Genomic DNA, 16274 nt, shown 5'->3' with positions numbered 1-16274 from the left:
AAAATTATATATATAAAATATATAAATAAAATAAATTTATTTAACTTATATAAAATCGTTTTATAAAAATACAGTATAATTAATATTTGATTGATAAAATTAAAATTTTATATAAAAAGATATAAATTTAATATTTATTAAATAACATATTTATAAAATTAAATATTTTTATATCTTATAAATATAAATTATATGACAATTTTTTTTTTTAAATGAATATTTTGTAAAGATTCTATACGACTTCGCAATTTCTGACCAGCTTTAAATACTACTACTCTACGAGCAGTGATTGCAACACACTCACCAGTTTTTGGGTTTCTACCTAGTCTTTGTTTTTTATTTCTTAAACAAAAATTACCAAAACCAGATAATTTAACTTCTTCTCCTATTTCCAAAGATTTACGAACTTCTTCAAAAAAAATATCTACTAAATCTTTTACTTCTTGTTTATTTAATGTTAATTTTTTAAATAAATAATCTGAAATTTCCGCTTTAGTCAATACCATAAATTTAATCTCTTAAAATTGCTCCAAATTTATTTTTTAGTGCAGTAATACATTGTAAAATGTTTAAGTTAATATCAGATTCTTTTAAAGTACTAACCGAACTATTGAAAATAAAAGAAATAGATATACTCTTTTTTCCTATCGGAATATTATGCCCCGTATATATATCATATATATGTATATCAGTATTTTTTATACTAATATTATTAGTACATAAGTTTAAAATATCTTTACTTAATACAGTATCTAAAACTATAATCGAAATATCTCTTTTACTATTCGGTAATAAAGATATATGTTTAATATTGTTTACAGATCGATAACAAATTTTTTTCCACATAATTTCAAATAAAATTACAGAATCTTTTAAATCAAAAATATCGTGAAAAGAAGAATCTAATACTCCAATTCTACCAATTAATTGATTATGTAAATAAATCCCTACACTTTGTTCAGCACATAAACCTACATATTTTTCTGAAATAAATTCTACATCACCTAATTTTCCACAAATATTTAAAATAAACTCGATATCACCTTTTAAATCATAAAAATCTAATTTTCTATTTTTTAAATACCATTCACGACGTCCAATTAATCCACTAATAGCACCGGATAAATATTCATTTTGAATAATTGGAGAACAACGATCTTGAGGTGAAAAAAAACATAACCCAGTTTCAAAAAGACGAATAGATTCTTTTTGTCGTTTTTGATTATATGCAATACAGCTCAATAAACCAATCCATAACGATAATCTCATTTCAGACATATCACTTGAAATAGGATTTTTTATTTTTAAACTTTCTTCGCGCATCTTAAAATATTTCTGTATAGTAGAATTTACAAAACTATATGAAATAATTTCAAAATATCCGCGATCAGAAAGAAATAATTTAATTCGTGATAATGATATTTTATTTTTTTTATTTAAAAATTTATTTACATGCTCATAAGGCGATTGAGAAACAATTTTTTCATAACCGTATATTCGAATTATTTCGCTAATTAAATCTTCAATAATTCTAATATCAGAACGCCAATATGGTGGTGTAACATAAAAAATATTATTTTTTTCAAAAAATATAAAATGACAATCTTTTAAAATAGTGATTACGTCTCTTTTAATAAATTTAATTCCAGTAATTTTATTTAATTTTTCAATTGTTAATAACAAAACAATAGGAACAAATATATTTATATCCATTTTATATATTTTTAAAATAGAAAAATCTCCACTACATATTTTTTTTATTAATGTCTGTATATATTTAAAAATATTTTTTTGTAAAATAGGATATATATTATATTTCATATAATCCATATTTTGATTTAAAATAGGTCGCGATAAATATCGCGTTTGTATAAAAACAGGATCAAAACAAATAGAGCCTAAAAATAAATTTTTAGTAAGATTACTAACTTTAGAATATTCAGAATACTCCATATCTTCAAAAGATAAAATTTTTTTATAATTATGTAAAATAATTGTATCTTTTGGTAAAATAAATTTTTTATCGTTTTTATCTCGAATCAATTTTTCTTGCTTCAAACTAGATATATATAATTTTTTATCTAAATAATCTAAATCAAATATATGAAACCAATGTCCAGTTTCAATAAATACATAATTAATAATATTTTTTATAATATTATTTGTAAACATATCAGATTGTATTAATCGTTCTTGCATATAAAACGGTAAAATAGATTTAGTATCTAAATTATAGAATTCACAAAAAATATATTGAATAAAATTATTTTTAATACTAATAGCCACTCTATTTTTAATAAAAATTTTTGAATATAAAAAATGTTTATGTTTAATTTGAGGTAATGGTAACTTATTTAATAATGCAATTTCTCGTGATAAACCCCAAATAGAACGTAAATCTACTCTATTAAATGGAATAAAAAATTTCATTATATATCTATTTATATGTCTATGATTATTAAAATTTAATCCAACTATAGCATTATATTCAAGAACAATAATTTCATGATTATTCTTATCTATTCCTAATAAATGATAAGAACCAAACTTATTATCACTATTTTTAAAAAAATTTTCTGTTAATACATGAGTTTTTTTTTCTAAAATATTATTAGTTAATATAATCGGTACTTTTGTACCTTTTATCAAATACTCTTTATCTATAAATAGAATAAAAATTTTTTGATTATTATATATACGAACTGTATATATAAATAATTTTTTAATTATATTAAATGGTTTTTTAAAAATAATTTCTCCAATAACTGTATTCTGTACATACAAATTATTTTCTTTAATACATTCTGCTTCACAACCAAAATTCGTCAATTGTTCACACAGCTGTTTACTTGAAATAGGCGGATTAATCCACTGACGCAACCATTCTTCTCCAAACTTCATCACTATTTCTCGCTATTAAACAAATTGTTTTAAAAATCGTATATCGTTTTCAAAAAAACAACGAATATCAGATACTGAATATTTCAACATAGCTAGCCTTTCTACACCAATTCCAAATGCACAAGCTGAATAAATATCACGATCAATATTACAATTTTTCAAAACATTTGGATGCACCATACCACATCCTAATACTTCTAACCAATTACCATTTTTATCCTGAATATCCATTTCAGCAGAAGGACAAGTAAAAGGAAAATATGAACTACGAAAACGTATTTTTGTATTTTTTTTTAAAATCTGAATAATAAAATTTTCTAAAATCCACTTTAGATTCGCAAAAGAAATTGATGTATCTACTATTAAACCTTCAATTTGATGAAACATAGGGGTATGTGTATGATCATAATCCCTACGATACACCTTTCCTGGAATAATTGCTCTAATAGGACCAGGATTTTTTTCTAAAATTCTAATTTGCATACCAGACGTTTGAGTTCGTAATACATAATTTGAATTCAACCAAAAAGTATCACTAATATTTCTAGCAGGATGATTATGAGGTATATTTAAAGCATCAAAATTATAATATGTACTCTCTAATTCAGGACCATAGTACGTATTAAAACCTAAATAACTAAAAATTTTTTTAATTTCCTGAATAACAATTGTAATAGGATGTAAGCTACCACATTCAATCTTTCTACCTGGTAATGTATAATCTATAAAATACTTATTTTTTTGATTAATTAATCTATTATCTTTTAGTTCTATTTTTTTATCATTAATCTTATTTTTAATTTTTTTTTTAAAATTATTTAAAATAGTACTACATTGTATACGTTCAGAAATATTCAATGTAGTTAATTTACTAAAATAAAAATATAAAATACTATTTTTCCCTAAATATTTTGATTGAAAATTGTTAAGTGATGTATTATTATCTATTTTTTTTATTTCCTGTATAGCAGATATAAAAGTTTTTTTTATAGACTTATATATTTCTTTTCTTAATTTCACATGTACACCAATATATTCACTTTATAAAATTATATATATTACAAAAACTTTTTAATATACATAGGGAGACTATCTATTCTCCCTGTGATAAAATTTATAAAAATTTTTTAATGTATTAAATAATTACAGCATTTTTAGAACGTTCTATTAACATGCTAAACGCAATTTTATCATATACTGCTGTTTCAGCTAACATTTTCCGATTAATATTAATCGATAAAATTTTTAAACCATGTATAAATTGACTATATGATAAATTATGACTTTTAACTGCAGCATTAATTCTAATAATCCATAATTTTCGAAAATTTCTTTTTTTATTACGTCTATCTCTGTAAGCATATTGACCTGCTTTAATAACAGCTTGATTTGCAACACGATATACTCTAGATCGTGCTCCACGATATCCTTTTGCTAACTTAATTATTTTTTTATGACGAGCATGTGCTGTAACACCTCTTTTTACACGTGCCATTAAAAACCTCCTATAAAATATTGTAATATATAAATTACTTGATAAAATCAAAAATAAGGAAGAAAAATAGACACTTTATGATGATCCGATGCAGAAAGAATAATTTTTTTACGAAGATTACGTTTATAATTTGTATTTTTTTTAGTTAAAATATGGCGTAAATTAGCTTGTTTACGTTTAAAATGACCAGAAGCAGTTTTTTTAAATCTCTTTGCAGCACTACGTAAAGTTTTAATTTTTGGCATAAATACTCCAGAATAGATATATATTTCTATATATTAATTATGTCTATAATAATTAGAAGTAAATTTTATTTTTTTGGAGATAACATCATAATCATTTGTCGACCTTCAATTCGTTTGGGAAAATATTCAACACAAGTTAAATTGGATAAGTCATCTTTTAATCGATTTAACATATTAATTCCAATATCCTGATGCGCCATTTCTCGACCTCTAAACCGCAAAGTAATTTTTACTTTATTGCCATCTTTTAAAAATCGTATTAAATTTCTTAATTTAACCTGATAATCTCCTTCATCTGTATTTGGTCGAAATTTTATTTCCTTAATTTGGATAATCTTTTGCTTTTTTTTCTGTTTTTTAAGTGCTTTACTTTTTTCATATAAAAATTTACCATAATTCATAATACGACATACTGGAGGTTTAGAATTAGGGCTAATTTCTACTAAATCAAAACCATATATTTCTGCTTGCTCTAATGCTTTATTAATACTAACAATACCGAGTTGCTCACCCTTTAAGCCCATTAATCGCACTTCAACCGAACGAATTTCGCGATTAACACGATAAGAACGAGATAATTGATTTTTTTTTCCGACTTTAATACTCTAACCCTCCATGTTGACATCTTTTATAGTATAATTTTTAATATTATTTAAAATATTTTTAATAAAAACATCTATACTCTGTTGATATTGTTTGTGATTAAATCGATTTCTTACTGTAACATAATTCAATTTCATTTCTTTATCACCACATACTAAAATATATGGTATTTTTTGTTTAACATAAGAATGAATTTTAAAGCTTAAACTATTGTTTGTAATATCAGAAATTACTCGAATATTATAAACTAATAGTTTATGTATTATTTTTTGTACAAATGATATATGTAAATTAGTAATACTAAGTATAGCTACTTGGATAGGACATAACCATAATGGTAAATTACCATTATATTCTTCAATCAGAATACCTATAAATCTTTCAATAGAACCTAATAATGCTCTATGAATAATAATAGGATATTTCTTAATACCTTCTTTATTAAAATAAAATGCATTTAATCGTTTCGCTAAATAAAAATCTAATTGAATAGTGCCACATTGCCATATTCGTTGTAAATTATCTTCTAAAGAAATTTCAATTTTAGGGCCATAAAATGCTCCTTCACCTAATTGGTATTGAAACGATAAACTATTTTCATTTAAAACAGTTTCTAAATCTTTTTCCGCTTGATTCCATATTTTATCGTCACCAATCCTATTTTTAGGACGAGTAGAAAAATTAATAATAATTTTTTTAAAACCAAATGTTTTATATAAATCAAACAATAAATTAATACAGTGATGTAATTCTGACTTAATTTGTTTTTTTGTACAAAAAATATGAGCGTCATCTTGAATAAATCCGCGCACACGCATTAATCCATGCAATGAACCAGATGATTCTTGTCTATGACAACTTCCGAATTCAGCAATACGTATAGGTAAATCTTTATAAGACTTTAATCCATGCTTAAAAATTAAAACATGCGCAGGACAATTCATAGGTTTAATGCAATATTCTCTATTTTCTGATTTAGTAATAAAAATAGATGAATTATAATATTTCCAATGACCACTTTTTTCCCATAAAGATTTATCAATAATAATAGGGCTTTTAACTTCTAAATAATTATTCTTAATTAAAAATGTACGAATAAATTTTTTTAGTTGTCTAACAATAATATATCCGTTGTTATGCCAAAATATCATTCCAGGTGATTCTTTTTGAATATGATACAAATTTAATAATTTTGAAATTTTACGATGATCACGTTTCTCTAACTCTCTTGATTTAGCTATAAAATTTAATAATTGATTTTTTGAAATCCATGCTATAACATGAATTCGTTGTAACATTTTATTATGTTTATCATTATTCCAATATGCTCCTGATACATCTTTTAATAAAAAATATTGACAAAATTTAATATTAGATACTTGAGAATGATCATAAAATTCACAATAGTCTTCATGACAACAAATATTAATTATCTTATTATTAACAGACTGTTCTTGTATTATATTAATTTGATAAATTTCACCTTCCTTATTTAAAAAATCTAAAAAATCTGACTTAACAATACTTTTAGTACATATATTATATGAACTAAAAACCTTCTCTAACATTTTTTTAGAAATTTTATTCAAATCTTTCTTTGTTAGCATATATGACATATCAATATCACAATAAAATCCAGATTCAGTGATAGATCCACCAGCTATTTTGGTATCTGACCACATATTCTTTAATACTCGATTTAATAATTGCATACAAGAACGTCTAACTTGTTGTATAAATTTTTGGTTATTTTCATCAATCATTACAACATCTGCATCTTTATAAATTAATGTATCTAAATCAAATAACTGATTATTTACTAAACCAGCTATAAAATTTGACTTATGGCCGGGAAACATATCCCTAAAAATATCTTTAAGAGTAACTGCATTTGCATAAATCTTATTAACTCCATTGCACGACATAATAATCGGCATATCTAATCCTTAAAAATATATTAAAAATATAATTATAAAATATAAAAAATTAAAACCGAACTTTAACTACTTTTGATAAATCTTGTAATATTGATACACTATCTTCCCAACCTAAACAAGAATCTGTAATAGATTGACCAAAAACTAGATTATTAATATCAGTCATATTTTGTGATCCTTCTTTTAAAAAACTTTCAATCATAACTCCTGAAATAGCAGTAGATCCATTATAAATTTGATTATAAATGGAGTATGCAACTTCTAATTGTTTTTTATAATCTTTTAAAGAGTTAGCATGACTAAAATCAACAATCAAATGTTCCGATAAGTTAAAAATTTTTAATTTTTGAATTGCAGCATCAATATCTACTTTATGATAATTAGGTAATTTACCACCTCGCATAATCATATGAGCACAATTATTTCCAATAGTATTATGAATTTTAATCTGTCCATTTTCATTGGGTGATAAAAATAAATGACTAGCTTGTGCAGCACGAATAGCATCAATTGCAATTAAAATATTTCCATCTGTTCCATTTTTAAACCCTATAGGACAAGGTAAATAAGAAGCTAATTCTCTATGAACTTGACTTTCCGTAGTACGAGCTCCAATAGCGCCCCAACTAATTAAATCAAAAATAAATTGACTTACGATAGAATCTAAAAATTCCGTTGCAGTTGGAACACCTAGTTTATTTATTTTTAATAATAATTTTCTTGCAACAGATAAACCGTGATTCACATTTAAACTACCATCTAAAAAAGGATCTGAAATTAAACCAGTCCAACCTAAAACAGTACGAGGTTTTTCAAAATATGTACGCATAACGATTTCTAAACAATCAGAATATTTATTACGTAATATTTTTATTTTTTCAGCATATTCTATTGCTGCAATAGGATCATGAATAGAACAAGGACCAATAATAACTAATAATCTTTTATCGCGACCTAATAAAATATTTTCTATATTATTACGAGTAACTTTAATTAAATCGTATACATCAGATGTAATAGAATAACGATCAGATAACTTCTTTGGAGTTATTAATAAATCACTATTCTGAATATTAACTAATTCATCAATTTTTTTCATTTTATTCTCTATATAATTAAATAAAAAAATTTTACATTTAAAATAATCAATAATTTATTTCTAATATAATAAAACATTATATACATAATATGTATTATTATAAAACAAATTAAATTTAATAAAATAAATCAAAATAAATATTATTAATAAACAATTATTAATAAAAAACTATTTATCAACATATAATATATAATACCATATTCAAATCATGTAAGAAAAAATTAATAAAATTAATTCACACTATATAATTAACTAATAAATATAATTACTATATATTAAAAATTTAATACAAAAAAATACTATTAATAATATTTATATCTATTTTATAGTTATATTAAGAAAAAATCATTGTATTTTAAAATTAAAGAAATATTAAATATTATTTAAAAAAATATTTGTAGTTTGATAAATAAAAAATTTTAACTGTTTATATAAATAATTATCATCATATTTATAATTAATTTTAAAAAAAATAACTATAAATTCATTACACATGAAAAATAAAATAATTTATATTTTAAAGTTGAAGATTTTGTTAAGTATAACTCACATTTACATTCCAATAAAAAAAACGTATAATTAAAATAATATTTATTATACCAAAAAAAAAATAATCATTTTTATTAAATTTATAAATTAAATATAATACAATTATGAAAATAAAACTAAAAAATAAAATAAATCAAACTATACCTATTCAAATTACTAAAAAAGCAGCAAAACAAATATTATTTTTGTTAAAAAAAGATAAAAAGAATCAAGGCATTAAAATAATATTAAAAAAATCAGGATGTGCTGGATATAAATATATATTAAAAACAGAAAAAAAAATAAAAAATTCAGATTATATATTTATAATAAAATCTATTAAATTTATTATTCCAAAAAATTTAATCTCTCAATTATATACTACTACAATAGATTTTATTCAAGCAGGATTAAATACTTCTTTTACATTTGTTAATACTAAACACACTGCTATTTGCGGTTGTGGAGAAAGTTTCAATATAAAAAATATTGAAACTTAATAAATTTAAAATATTTATAATAGGATTTATATTTTCCAAAAAATTAATACATAATGTTTTTTACCTCTACATAATAATGTATATTTATCAAATAATAAATCAGATTTATCAAAATAATATTCTTTTTTAGTTTGTACTCTGCCATTAATACGAATTGCTCCAGAAATTATCATGTTACGAGCTTGATTTAAAGAATCAGATAATCTTGTCCTCACCAATGTATTAGGTAAATCAAAATAATTATGACAAGTAATAGATGGAATTCCATCTTGAATTAATTGTATAAAATCTTCTTCTTTAACATCATGTACAGATCCACGACCAAATAAAAAAAATACAATACGTTTAACAGAATCTAAAGCTTGTTTTCCATGCACAAATTTCGTTAAAAATTCTGCTAGAAAAACTTTTTTATTTATATAATTATCTGTCATATTAATACTGTTAAATTGAAAATTAATTAATTTAATATTACTTAACGTAAATAATTGAATAAAATTATCTACATCACTATCCAATGTATTAATCCAGAATTGATAAAATTTATATGGACTAGTTCTCTTAGCATCTAACCATATTGTTTTATTTCCAGTTTTACCAAACTTTTCTCCATTTGGCATAGTCAATAACGGATTAGTAATACCGAATACTTCTTCTTGATATAACTTTCTAGTTAACCGAATACCAGATAAAATATTACCCCATTGATCAGATCCACCAATTTGTAATTTAACACCATATTTTTTATATAAAAATGCAAAATCATAAGCCTGTAATAAACTATAGGAAAATTCTGTAAATGACATACCGTTTTTTTGTTCTATTAATCTTTTTTTTACTGATTCTTTATGAATCATATTATTTACGGAAAAAAATGTTCCTATTTTTATCAGAAATGATAATATTGAAATATCTTTAAACCAAGAATAATTATTCAATATAATTGCTTTATTTTTAATATGATTGTTATCTTTAAAAAAGAACGATAGTTGTTTTTCTAAACAACTTTGATTATATCGTAAAATATCTAATGAATTTTTTGGTCTTTCATGTATCCTAAAACTTGGATCTCCCACTAAACTAGTTGCTCCCCCAACTAAAATAATAGGAGTATGACCAAAATTTTGGAAATGTTTTAAACATAAAATTGGTAGTAAATGACCTACATGCAAACTACTTTCCGTAGGGTCAAAACCACAATATAAAAAAATATTTTTATTTTTTATATATTTGTATAAATTCAATTTATTATGAATTTGATAAAAAAAACCTTTTTTATCTAAAAAATCTAAAATATTAATCTCTTTAATCATTCTAATAACCTATCAGTATTATAAATTAGTCAAAATAAATAATTACATATAATCTATTAAATATTAGAATTATATTTTAACTTTAAAAGTTAATATTTAAATTATATTTAATATAACTATATATAATAATTAAATTATTATACTTATAAATATATATTCATATGTATATAATTTATTTTTCTTTATTAAAATATTGACACCATATATTTATTATACATACTGAACATTTTGGGGATATAGATTTACAAAAATAACGTCCATGTAATCCAAACCAAGTATGAATACGAGATTGAAATTTAACTGGAACAACTTGAAACAATTTTTTTTCTACCTGATATGTAGAAGAGCCTATTGCAAAACCAATACGATTAGATACTCTAAATACGTGTGTATCAACTGCAATAAAATTTTTTTCTAATGCAATATTTAAAAATAAATTAGCAGTTTTTCTACCAACACCAGGTAACTGTAATAATTGAGTCATATTCATAGGTATTTTTTCATCATATAAATCTATTAAAATCCGACAAGTATTAAAAATAAATATAGATTTTTTATTAAATAATCCAAGTGAACGAATAATATTCCTTAATTTTGCAAAACCTAATTTCAATATATCTGATGGTTTTGATACATGTAGAAATAATTTTTTAGTAACTTTAATCACTTGAATATCAGATGATTTTGCAGATAACATAATAAAAATCAATAATTCAAATAAAGAACAATAATTTAATTTAATTTTTGATGTTAAAAAATACTTTTCAAGACGTTCTAAAATTTGAATACGCGTATTTTTATCCATATTTAATTATAAAAATATTTAAAAAATTATACAAAAGTATATATTTTTGTAATTTAAAGAAAACTAAAATTTAGTTATATTTGATTCAAAATTATTATTATATATAATATTATTGATAAATTATAATATATAGTATAATATATATTATACACGTTCGTAACTCAATGGTTAGAGTGCTACTATGACATAGTAGAAGTTAGTGGTTCAAATCCACTCGAACGTACAATATAAAGAATTAAAAATATTATGTTTATAAAAAAATTATTTTTAAAGTATCCTAATCAAAAATATTTTTTACTTGCTCTAAGCGGTGGTGTAGATTCTACCGTACTATTTAATCAATTAATAATTTATAAAAAAAAAATTAAAAATATTAAATTTAGAGTTATACATATTAATCATCATTTAAATTTACACTCCGCTAAATCACAAAAATATTGTGAAGAAATATGTAAAAAAAAAAATATACCAATTATTATTGATAATATAATTATTCCCAAAAAAAATAAATACGGTGTAGAAGGTTATGCAAGAATTGAAAGACTAAAAATTTTTAAATATCATATACTGTCAACAGAAATATTATTAATAGCTCATAATCTTAATGATCAATGTGAAAATATTTTTTTATCCCTAAAAAGAAAGAGTGGAATATCTGGTTTATCAGGCATATCCTATAATTCTACATATAACGGTATGCAAATCGTACGTCCATTAATTTATACACAAAAAAAAAAAATTATATCATGGGCTAAATCTCATAAACTAACTTGGATAGAAGATGAATCAAATAAAAACATTAAATATGATAGAAATTTTTTAAGAAATAAGATTCTTTACAAAATATATAAAAGATGGCCTAGTTTTTTAAAAAATTGTACTAAAAGTATGAAGATACTTTCAAATGATCAAAAATCATTAAATTTTTTTATATTAAATTTTTTAAAAAAAAATACATTTTCAGATAAATCGCTATCTTTAATAAAATTTAATAAATTAACAAAAGAAGTAAAATTAAATATTTTAAAAATATGGTTAACAAAAAATTATAAAATTCCGACATATAATATATTAATAAGAATATATAATGAAATTATTATCAATAAAAATTATTATAATAAAAAAATAATTTTTAATAATCGAGAAATTAGAAGGTTTAAAAATACTATATATTGTTTTATTCCCCAACCAAATAATATTAAAAACACAGTCATAAATTGGAAAAATACTCTCAAAACTTTAATTTTACCATATAAATTAGGAATATTAATTCCTGAAAAGAAAATTTATAAAAATAAAAAAAATACATCAATTTATAAAATTCCATATCCTAAAAAAAATACACTAGTTAATATTCATTTTCATATTAATAAAAAATATATTGATACCAATAAAACTATCTATATAAAAAAAATATGGCAAAAATATAACATACCGCCTTGGTTAAGAAACTCTATTCCTTTATTATTTTATGATAAAAAATTAATATCTGGTATTGGTTTATTTGTTACAAATAATAAATATATAAATAATAATAATTACTTATCAATTAAATGGATAAATCAAATATAATAAAAAATTATATTTTTCCTATAAACGTATCAATATTACTGATATTGATACGTTTATATAAACAAGAAAAATGATTAATTTTATGATTCAAAAGAGGCATTGAAATATGTTTCCACATTAATGATGTATTTAAGAATAACTCTGCGTTAGATACCAATACTGGCATAATCGGTTTTAATAAAATCATTAAAATCTTAAATAAATTAATACCTACCGAACAGATATTATGTACTTTATTTTTATTAGAAATATTTTTTATTAATATCCATGGTTGTTTATCACTAATATATTTATTAGCAATATCTGCTAAATTTCTAATTTTTTGGACAACCAAAGAAAATTTTCTATCTTCAAAAAAAACTTCAACTTCTATAGATTCATTAACAAATTTTTTATAAAAAACCGTTTCTATCAAATGACCTGATAAAGTATTGTCAAAATATTTTTCTAAAAAAGAAGCATTCCGTGATGCTAAATTAACTATATTATTAACAATATCTGCATTAATTTTATATGCATAATCATATAAATTCATATCTATATCTTCAATAGTATTAGATAATTTTGATGCAAAATAATATCGCAAAGAATCAGAATCGAAAGATGATAACCATTGACTAGCTGATATCATTGATCCTTTAGATTTAGATAACTTAATTCCTTTAAAAGTTAAATAACCATGAGCAAATATTTTTGTAGGTTTTCGATAACTACACCCTTCAAGAATAGATGGCCAAAATAAAGCATGAAAATAAATAATATCCTTACCAATAAAATGGTATAAATTATTTTTGGAATCTTTTGACCAAAATTCATCAAAATCAATATCTTTTCTAAGATCACATAATTCTTTAAAACAACTAATATATCCAATAGGCGCATCTAACCATACATAAAAAAATTTATCGGTATAACCGGGAATTTTAAAACCAAAATATGGTTGATCTCTAGAAATATTCCAAGAATGTAAATTACTAGTTAACCACTCATTTATCTTGTTTAATACAGATGTTTGTAATACACCGGAATTAACCCATTTTTTTAAAAAATTTGAAAAAATAGATAATTTAAAAAATATATGATTAGAAAATTTTATCGTAGGTGATGAATTTGATAATTCAGAAGTAATATTTAGTAATTCTGTTGCATCATAAATAGCTCCACAAAAATCACAATTATCACCATATTGATTGTCTGATTTACACTGTGGGCAAGTACCTTTAACAAATCGATCCGATAAAAACATATTTAATTTAGTATCATATAATTGAGCAATTTTTTTTTCTTTCAAAAAATTTTTTTTTAATATAATATTAAATATTTTATTACATAATTTTTTATTAGTTTTACTGTGTGTAGATGAATAATGATCATGATGAATAGAAAATTGCAAAAAAATATTTTTATGTTGTTTTTGCATATAATCAATTAATTGATTGGAATTAATATTCATTTTTTTAGCTTTTAACATAACAGCTGTTCCATGTGCATCATCTGCACATAAAAAAAGTACCGAACGACCTTTTAACCGAAAATATCGTACCCAAATATCAGCTTGTACTTGCTCTAATAAATGACCTAAATGTATCTCTCCATTAGCATAAGGAAAAGCACATGTTACTAAACTTTTATACATAGAATGTTTCATAAAAAACCATAATTATAAAAAATAAAAATAAAAAAAAATTATATATATAAAATATAATAAATTAAATTTAAAATAATTTTTTATATTTTAAAATAACAATATTATTAAGTATTTATTGGTTATATCTATATATACATTTTAATAAAATTGTTTTATTTGTCTAACCAATCAGTATGAAATATACCTGATCGATCAATTCTATGGTATGTATGAGATCCAAAATAATCTCGTTGCGCTTGTATTAAATTAGCAGAAGAATTTACAGTACGATATGCATCATAATATGATAAAGTAGCAGAAAAAACTGGAACAGAAATTCCGTTAGATACAGCTATACTAACAATATTACGTAAAGAAAAATGATAGCTGTTAACAATATCTCTAAATATCGGAGCAAATAATAGATCAATTAAATCATTATTTTCAGAATAAGCTGCAGAAATATCATTCAAAAGATTTGCCCGAATAATACATCCAGCTCGAAAAATTTTAGCAATTTTAGAAAAAGATAAATTCCAAGAATAACGAGCAGATGCTCTCTTCATTAAACTAAAACCTTGCGCGTATGAAATAATTTTTCCTAAAAATAAAGCTTTTCTAATATCTTTAATAAATTTTTCTTTATCACAATCACTAATTTTAGATATTTGTGGACCAGATAATATTGTAGATGCAATCATTCTATTAGCTTTATAAGAAGATAAATATCGTGCAAAAACAGACTCTGTAATTACAGAACAAGGCGTATACAAATCTAATCCGCTTTTAGCTGTCCACATCCCAGTACCTTTGTTAGATGCAGAATCTAAAATATAATCTATAATAAAATTACCATCTTCGTCTTGTTTACATAAAATATTTCCAGTAATTTCTATTAAATAACTGCATAACTCACCTTTATTCCAATTCTTAAAAATATCCGATAATCCTATATTATCTATACCGACTAAATTTTTTAATAAAGAATATGTTTCTGCAATTAATTGCATATCACTATATTCAATACCGTTATGTACCATTTTAACATAATGTCCAGATCCATCAGAACCTATATATTCTACACATTCTTCTTTATGATATTTAGCTGAAATATTTTTAAAAATAGGAGCTACTAATTCATATGCTTCAATAGTTCCGCCAGGCATAATAGAAGGACCTTTTAATGCACCTTCTGACCCACCTGATATTCCTACCCCAAGAAATTGAATAGATTTTTTTTGTAAAAAATTAAATCGTTTAATCGTATCTTCATAAAATGAATTACCACCATCTATTATTAAATCACCAGAACATAAATAAGGTAACAAAGTTTGAATTAATTCATCAACCGGAATACCTGATTGTATCATTAACATAACACAACGAGGTTTACGTAATGAATTAATAAATTTTTTTATAGAAAGATACGGAAATAATCTCTCAATTGGTTTTTTAAATAATATTTTCATTATTTGGTTATGTGATCGATTAAAAACTGATACTTTATATCCAGTATTAGCAATATTACATGCTAAATTTTTTCCCATAACTCCCATACCAATAATACCAATATCATGATTTGACATATACATCCTTAATGAAAATAAATATTTTAAAAAATATTATAAAAAATAAAAATCAACTATTGA

Annotated in this window: 14 protein-coding genes and 1 tRNA gene; 3 read left to right on the top strand and 12 right to left on the bottom strand. The window is 22.4% G+C overall.

Annotated features, from left to right (window positions below; genetic code table 11):
* Positions 1 to 188 precede the first annotated feature (188 nt).
* The 8 genes from BUCILAFE3058_RS00450 to BUCILAFE3058_RS00415 form a co-directional block, all read right to left on the bottom strand.
* On the bottom strand, positions 189 to 506 hold the full coding sequence (locus BUCILAFE3058_RS00450) for an integration host factor subunit alpha (RefSeq protein WP_154061437.1): 318 nt from the start codon (positions 504 to 506) through the stop codon (positions 189 to 191).
* 4 nt (positions 507 to 510) lie between these two features.
* Complete coding sequence (gene pheT / locus BUCILAFE3058_RS00445; RefSeq protein WP_154061436.1) at positions 511 to 2901, bottom strand: phenylalanine--tRNA ligase subunit beta; 2391 nt, start codon at positions 2899 to 2901, stop codon at positions 511 to 513.
* 15 nt (positions 2902 to 2916) lie between these two features.
* Positions 2917 to 3891, bottom strand: coding sequence for a phenylalanine--tRNA ligase subunit alpha (pheS, locus tag BUCILAFE3058_RS00440; protein ID WP_420021820.1), 975 nt, complete (start codon positions 3889 to 3891; stop codon positions 2917 to 2919).
* A gap of 145 nt (positions 3892 to 4036) precedes the next feature.
* Positions 4037 to 4396, bottom strand: a complete 360-nt coding sequence (rplT, locus tag BUCILAFE3058_RS00435) for a 50S ribosomal protein L20 (RefSeq protein WP_154061434.1) — start codon at positions 4394 to 4396, stop codon at positions 4037 to 4039.
* A 47-nt stretch (positions 4397 to 4443) separates the two neighbouring features.
* On the bottom strand, positions 4444 to 4641 hold the full coding sequence (gene rpmI / locus BUCILAFE3058_RS00430; protein ID WP_154061433.1) for a 50S ribosomal protein L35: 198 nt from the start codon (positions 4639 to 4641) through the stop codon (positions 4444 to 4446).
* Between the two features lie 65 nt (positions 4642 to 4706).
* The gene (gene infC / locus BUCILAFE3058_RS00425) at positions 4707 to 5243 is read right to left on the bottom strand and encodes a translation initiation factor IF-3 (protein ID WP_154061432.1); all 537 of its coding nucleotides are present in this window, start codon (positions 5241 to 5243) and stop codon (positions 4707 to 4709) included.
* 3 nt (positions 5244 to 5246) lie between these two features.
* Positions 5247 to 7181 carry a threonine--tRNA ligase gene (thrS, locus tag BUCILAFE3058_RS00420; RefSeq protein WP_172598717.1) on the bottom strand — a complete coding sequence of 645 codons (1935 nt, stop codon included), beginning with the start codon at positions 7179 to 7181 and terminating at the stop codon, positions 5247 to 5249.
* Between the two features lie 49 nt (positions 7182 to 7230).
* Positions 7231 to 8280, bottom strand: coding sequence for a 3-deoxy-7-phosphoheptulonate synthase (locus tag BUCILAFE3058_RS00415; protein ID WP_154061431.1), 1050 nt, complete (start codon positions 8278 to 8280; stop codon positions 7231 to 7233).
* Positions 8281 to 8933: 653 nt separating this feature from the next.
* Here BUCILAFE3058_RS00415 and BUCILAFE3058_RS00410 point away from each other — a divergent pair.
* Positions 8934 to 9308, top strand: a complete 375-nt coding sequence (locus BUCILAFE3058_RS00410; protein ID WP_154061430.1) for a HesB/IscA family protein — start codon at positions 8934 to 8936, stop codon at positions 9306 to 9308.
* Between the two features lie 26 nt (positions 9309 to 9334).
* On the opposite strand, the gene tyrS is transcribed toward BUCILAFE3058_RS00410, so the two are convergent.
* A complete protein-coding gene (gene tyrS, locus BUCILAFE3058_RS00405) occupies positions 9335 to 10618 on the bottom strand; it encodes a tyrosine--tRNA ligase (protein WP_420021819.1) in 1284 nt (427 codons plus the stop codon).
* Positions 10619 to 10793: 175 nt separating this feature from the next.
* Entirely contained in the window at positions 10794 to 11426 is a 633-nt protein-coding gene (locus tag BUCILAFE3058_RS00400) for an endonuclease III domain-containing protein (RefSeq protein ID WP_154061428.1), read from the bottom strand.
* 150 nt (positions 11427 to 11576) lie between these two features.
* Between BUCILAFE3058_RS00400 and BUCILAFE3058_RS00395 the strand changes: the two genes are divergently transcribed.
* A tRNA-Val gene (locus BUCILAFE3058_RS00395) sits at positions 11577 to 11649 on the top strand.
* A 23-nt stretch (positions 11650 to 11672) separates the two neighbouring features.
* Positions 11673 to 12998: a tRNA lysidine(34) synthetase TilS gene (gene tilS, locus BUCILAFE3058_RS00390; protein WP_154061427.1), complete on the top strand. Its 1326-nt coding sequence runs from the start codon at positions 11673 to 11675 to the stop codon at positions 12996 to 12998.
* A gap of 7 nt (positions 12999 to 13005) precedes the next feature.
* On the opposite strand, the gene metG is transcribed toward tilS, so the two are convergent.
* Positions 13006 to 14646 (bottom strand): methionine--tRNA ligase, encoded by a 1641-nt coding sequence (gene metG / locus BUCILAFE3058_RS00385; RefSeq protein WP_154061426.1) that lies wholly within the window; start codon positions 14644 to 14646, stop codon positions 13006 to 13008.
* Positions 14647 to 14798: 152 nt separating this feature from the next.
* A complete protein-coding gene (gene gnd / locus BUCILAFE3058_RS00380) occupies positions 14799 to 16211 on the bottom strand; it encodes a decarboxylating NADP(+)-dependent phosphogluconate dehydrogenase (protein WP_154061425.1) in 1413 nt (470 codons plus the stop codon).
* Between the last annotated feature and the right edge of the window lie 63 nt (positions 16212 to 16274).

Origin of the sequence: Buchnera aphidicola (Cinara laricifoliae) (assembly GCF_900698945.1) — a bacterium.
GTDB classification, from domain to species: Bacteria; Pseudomonadota; Gammaproteobacteria; order Enterobacterales; family Enterobacteriaceae; genus Buchnera_F; species Buchnera_F aphidicola_AC.
The sequence above is the reverse complement of the archived record's forward strand: the minus strand, read 5'-3'. Positions and strand labels throughout refer to the sequence as shown.

Excerpts from the sequence above, each read along its gene's own strand:
- BUCILAFE3058_RS00450 (WP_154061437.1), bottom strand. The coding sequence starts at position 506 with ATGGTATTGACTAAAGCGGAAATTTCAGATTATTTATTTAAAAAATTA.
- pheT (WP_154061436.1), bottom strand. The coding sequence starts at position 2,901 with ATGAAGTTTGGAGAAGAATGGTTGCGTCAGTGGATTAATCCGCCTATT.
- rplT (WP_154061434.1), bottom strand. The coding sequence starts at position 4,396 with ATGGCACGTGTAAAAAGAGGTGTTACAGCACATGCTCGTCATAAAAAA.
- rpmI (WP_154061433.1), bottom strand. The coding sequence starts at position 4,641 with ATGCCAAAAATTAAAACTTTACGTAGTGCTGCAAAGAGATTTAAAAAA.
- thrS (WP_172598717.1), bottom strand. The coding sequence starts at position 7,181 with ATGCCGATTATTATGTCGTGCAATGGAGTTAATAAGATTTATGCAAAT.
- BUCILAFE3058_RS00415 (WP_154061431.1), bottom strand. The coding sequence starts at position 8,280 with ATGAAAAAAATTGATGAATTAGTTAATATTCAGAATAGTGATTTATTA.
- BUCILAFE3058_RS00410 (WP_154061430.1), top strand. The coding sequence starts at position 8,934 with ATGAAAATAAAACTAAAAAATAAAATAAATCAAACTATACCTATTCAA.
- BUCILAFE3058_RS00400 (WP_154061428.1), bottom strand. The coding sequence starts at position 11,426 with ATGGATAAAAATACGCGTATTCAAATTTTAGAACGTCTTGAAAAGTAT.
- tilS (WP_154061427.1), top strand. The coding sequence starts at position 11,673 with ATGTTTATAAAAAAATTATTTTTAAAGTATCCTAATCAAAAATATTTT.
- metG (WP_154061426.1), bottom strand. The coding sequence starts at position 14,646 with ATGAAACATTCTATGTATAAAAGTTTAGTAACATGTGCTTTTCCTTAT.
- gnd (WP_154061425.1), bottom strand. The coding sequence starts at position 16,211 with ATGTCAAATCATGATATTGGTATTATTGGTATGGGAGTTATGGGAAAA.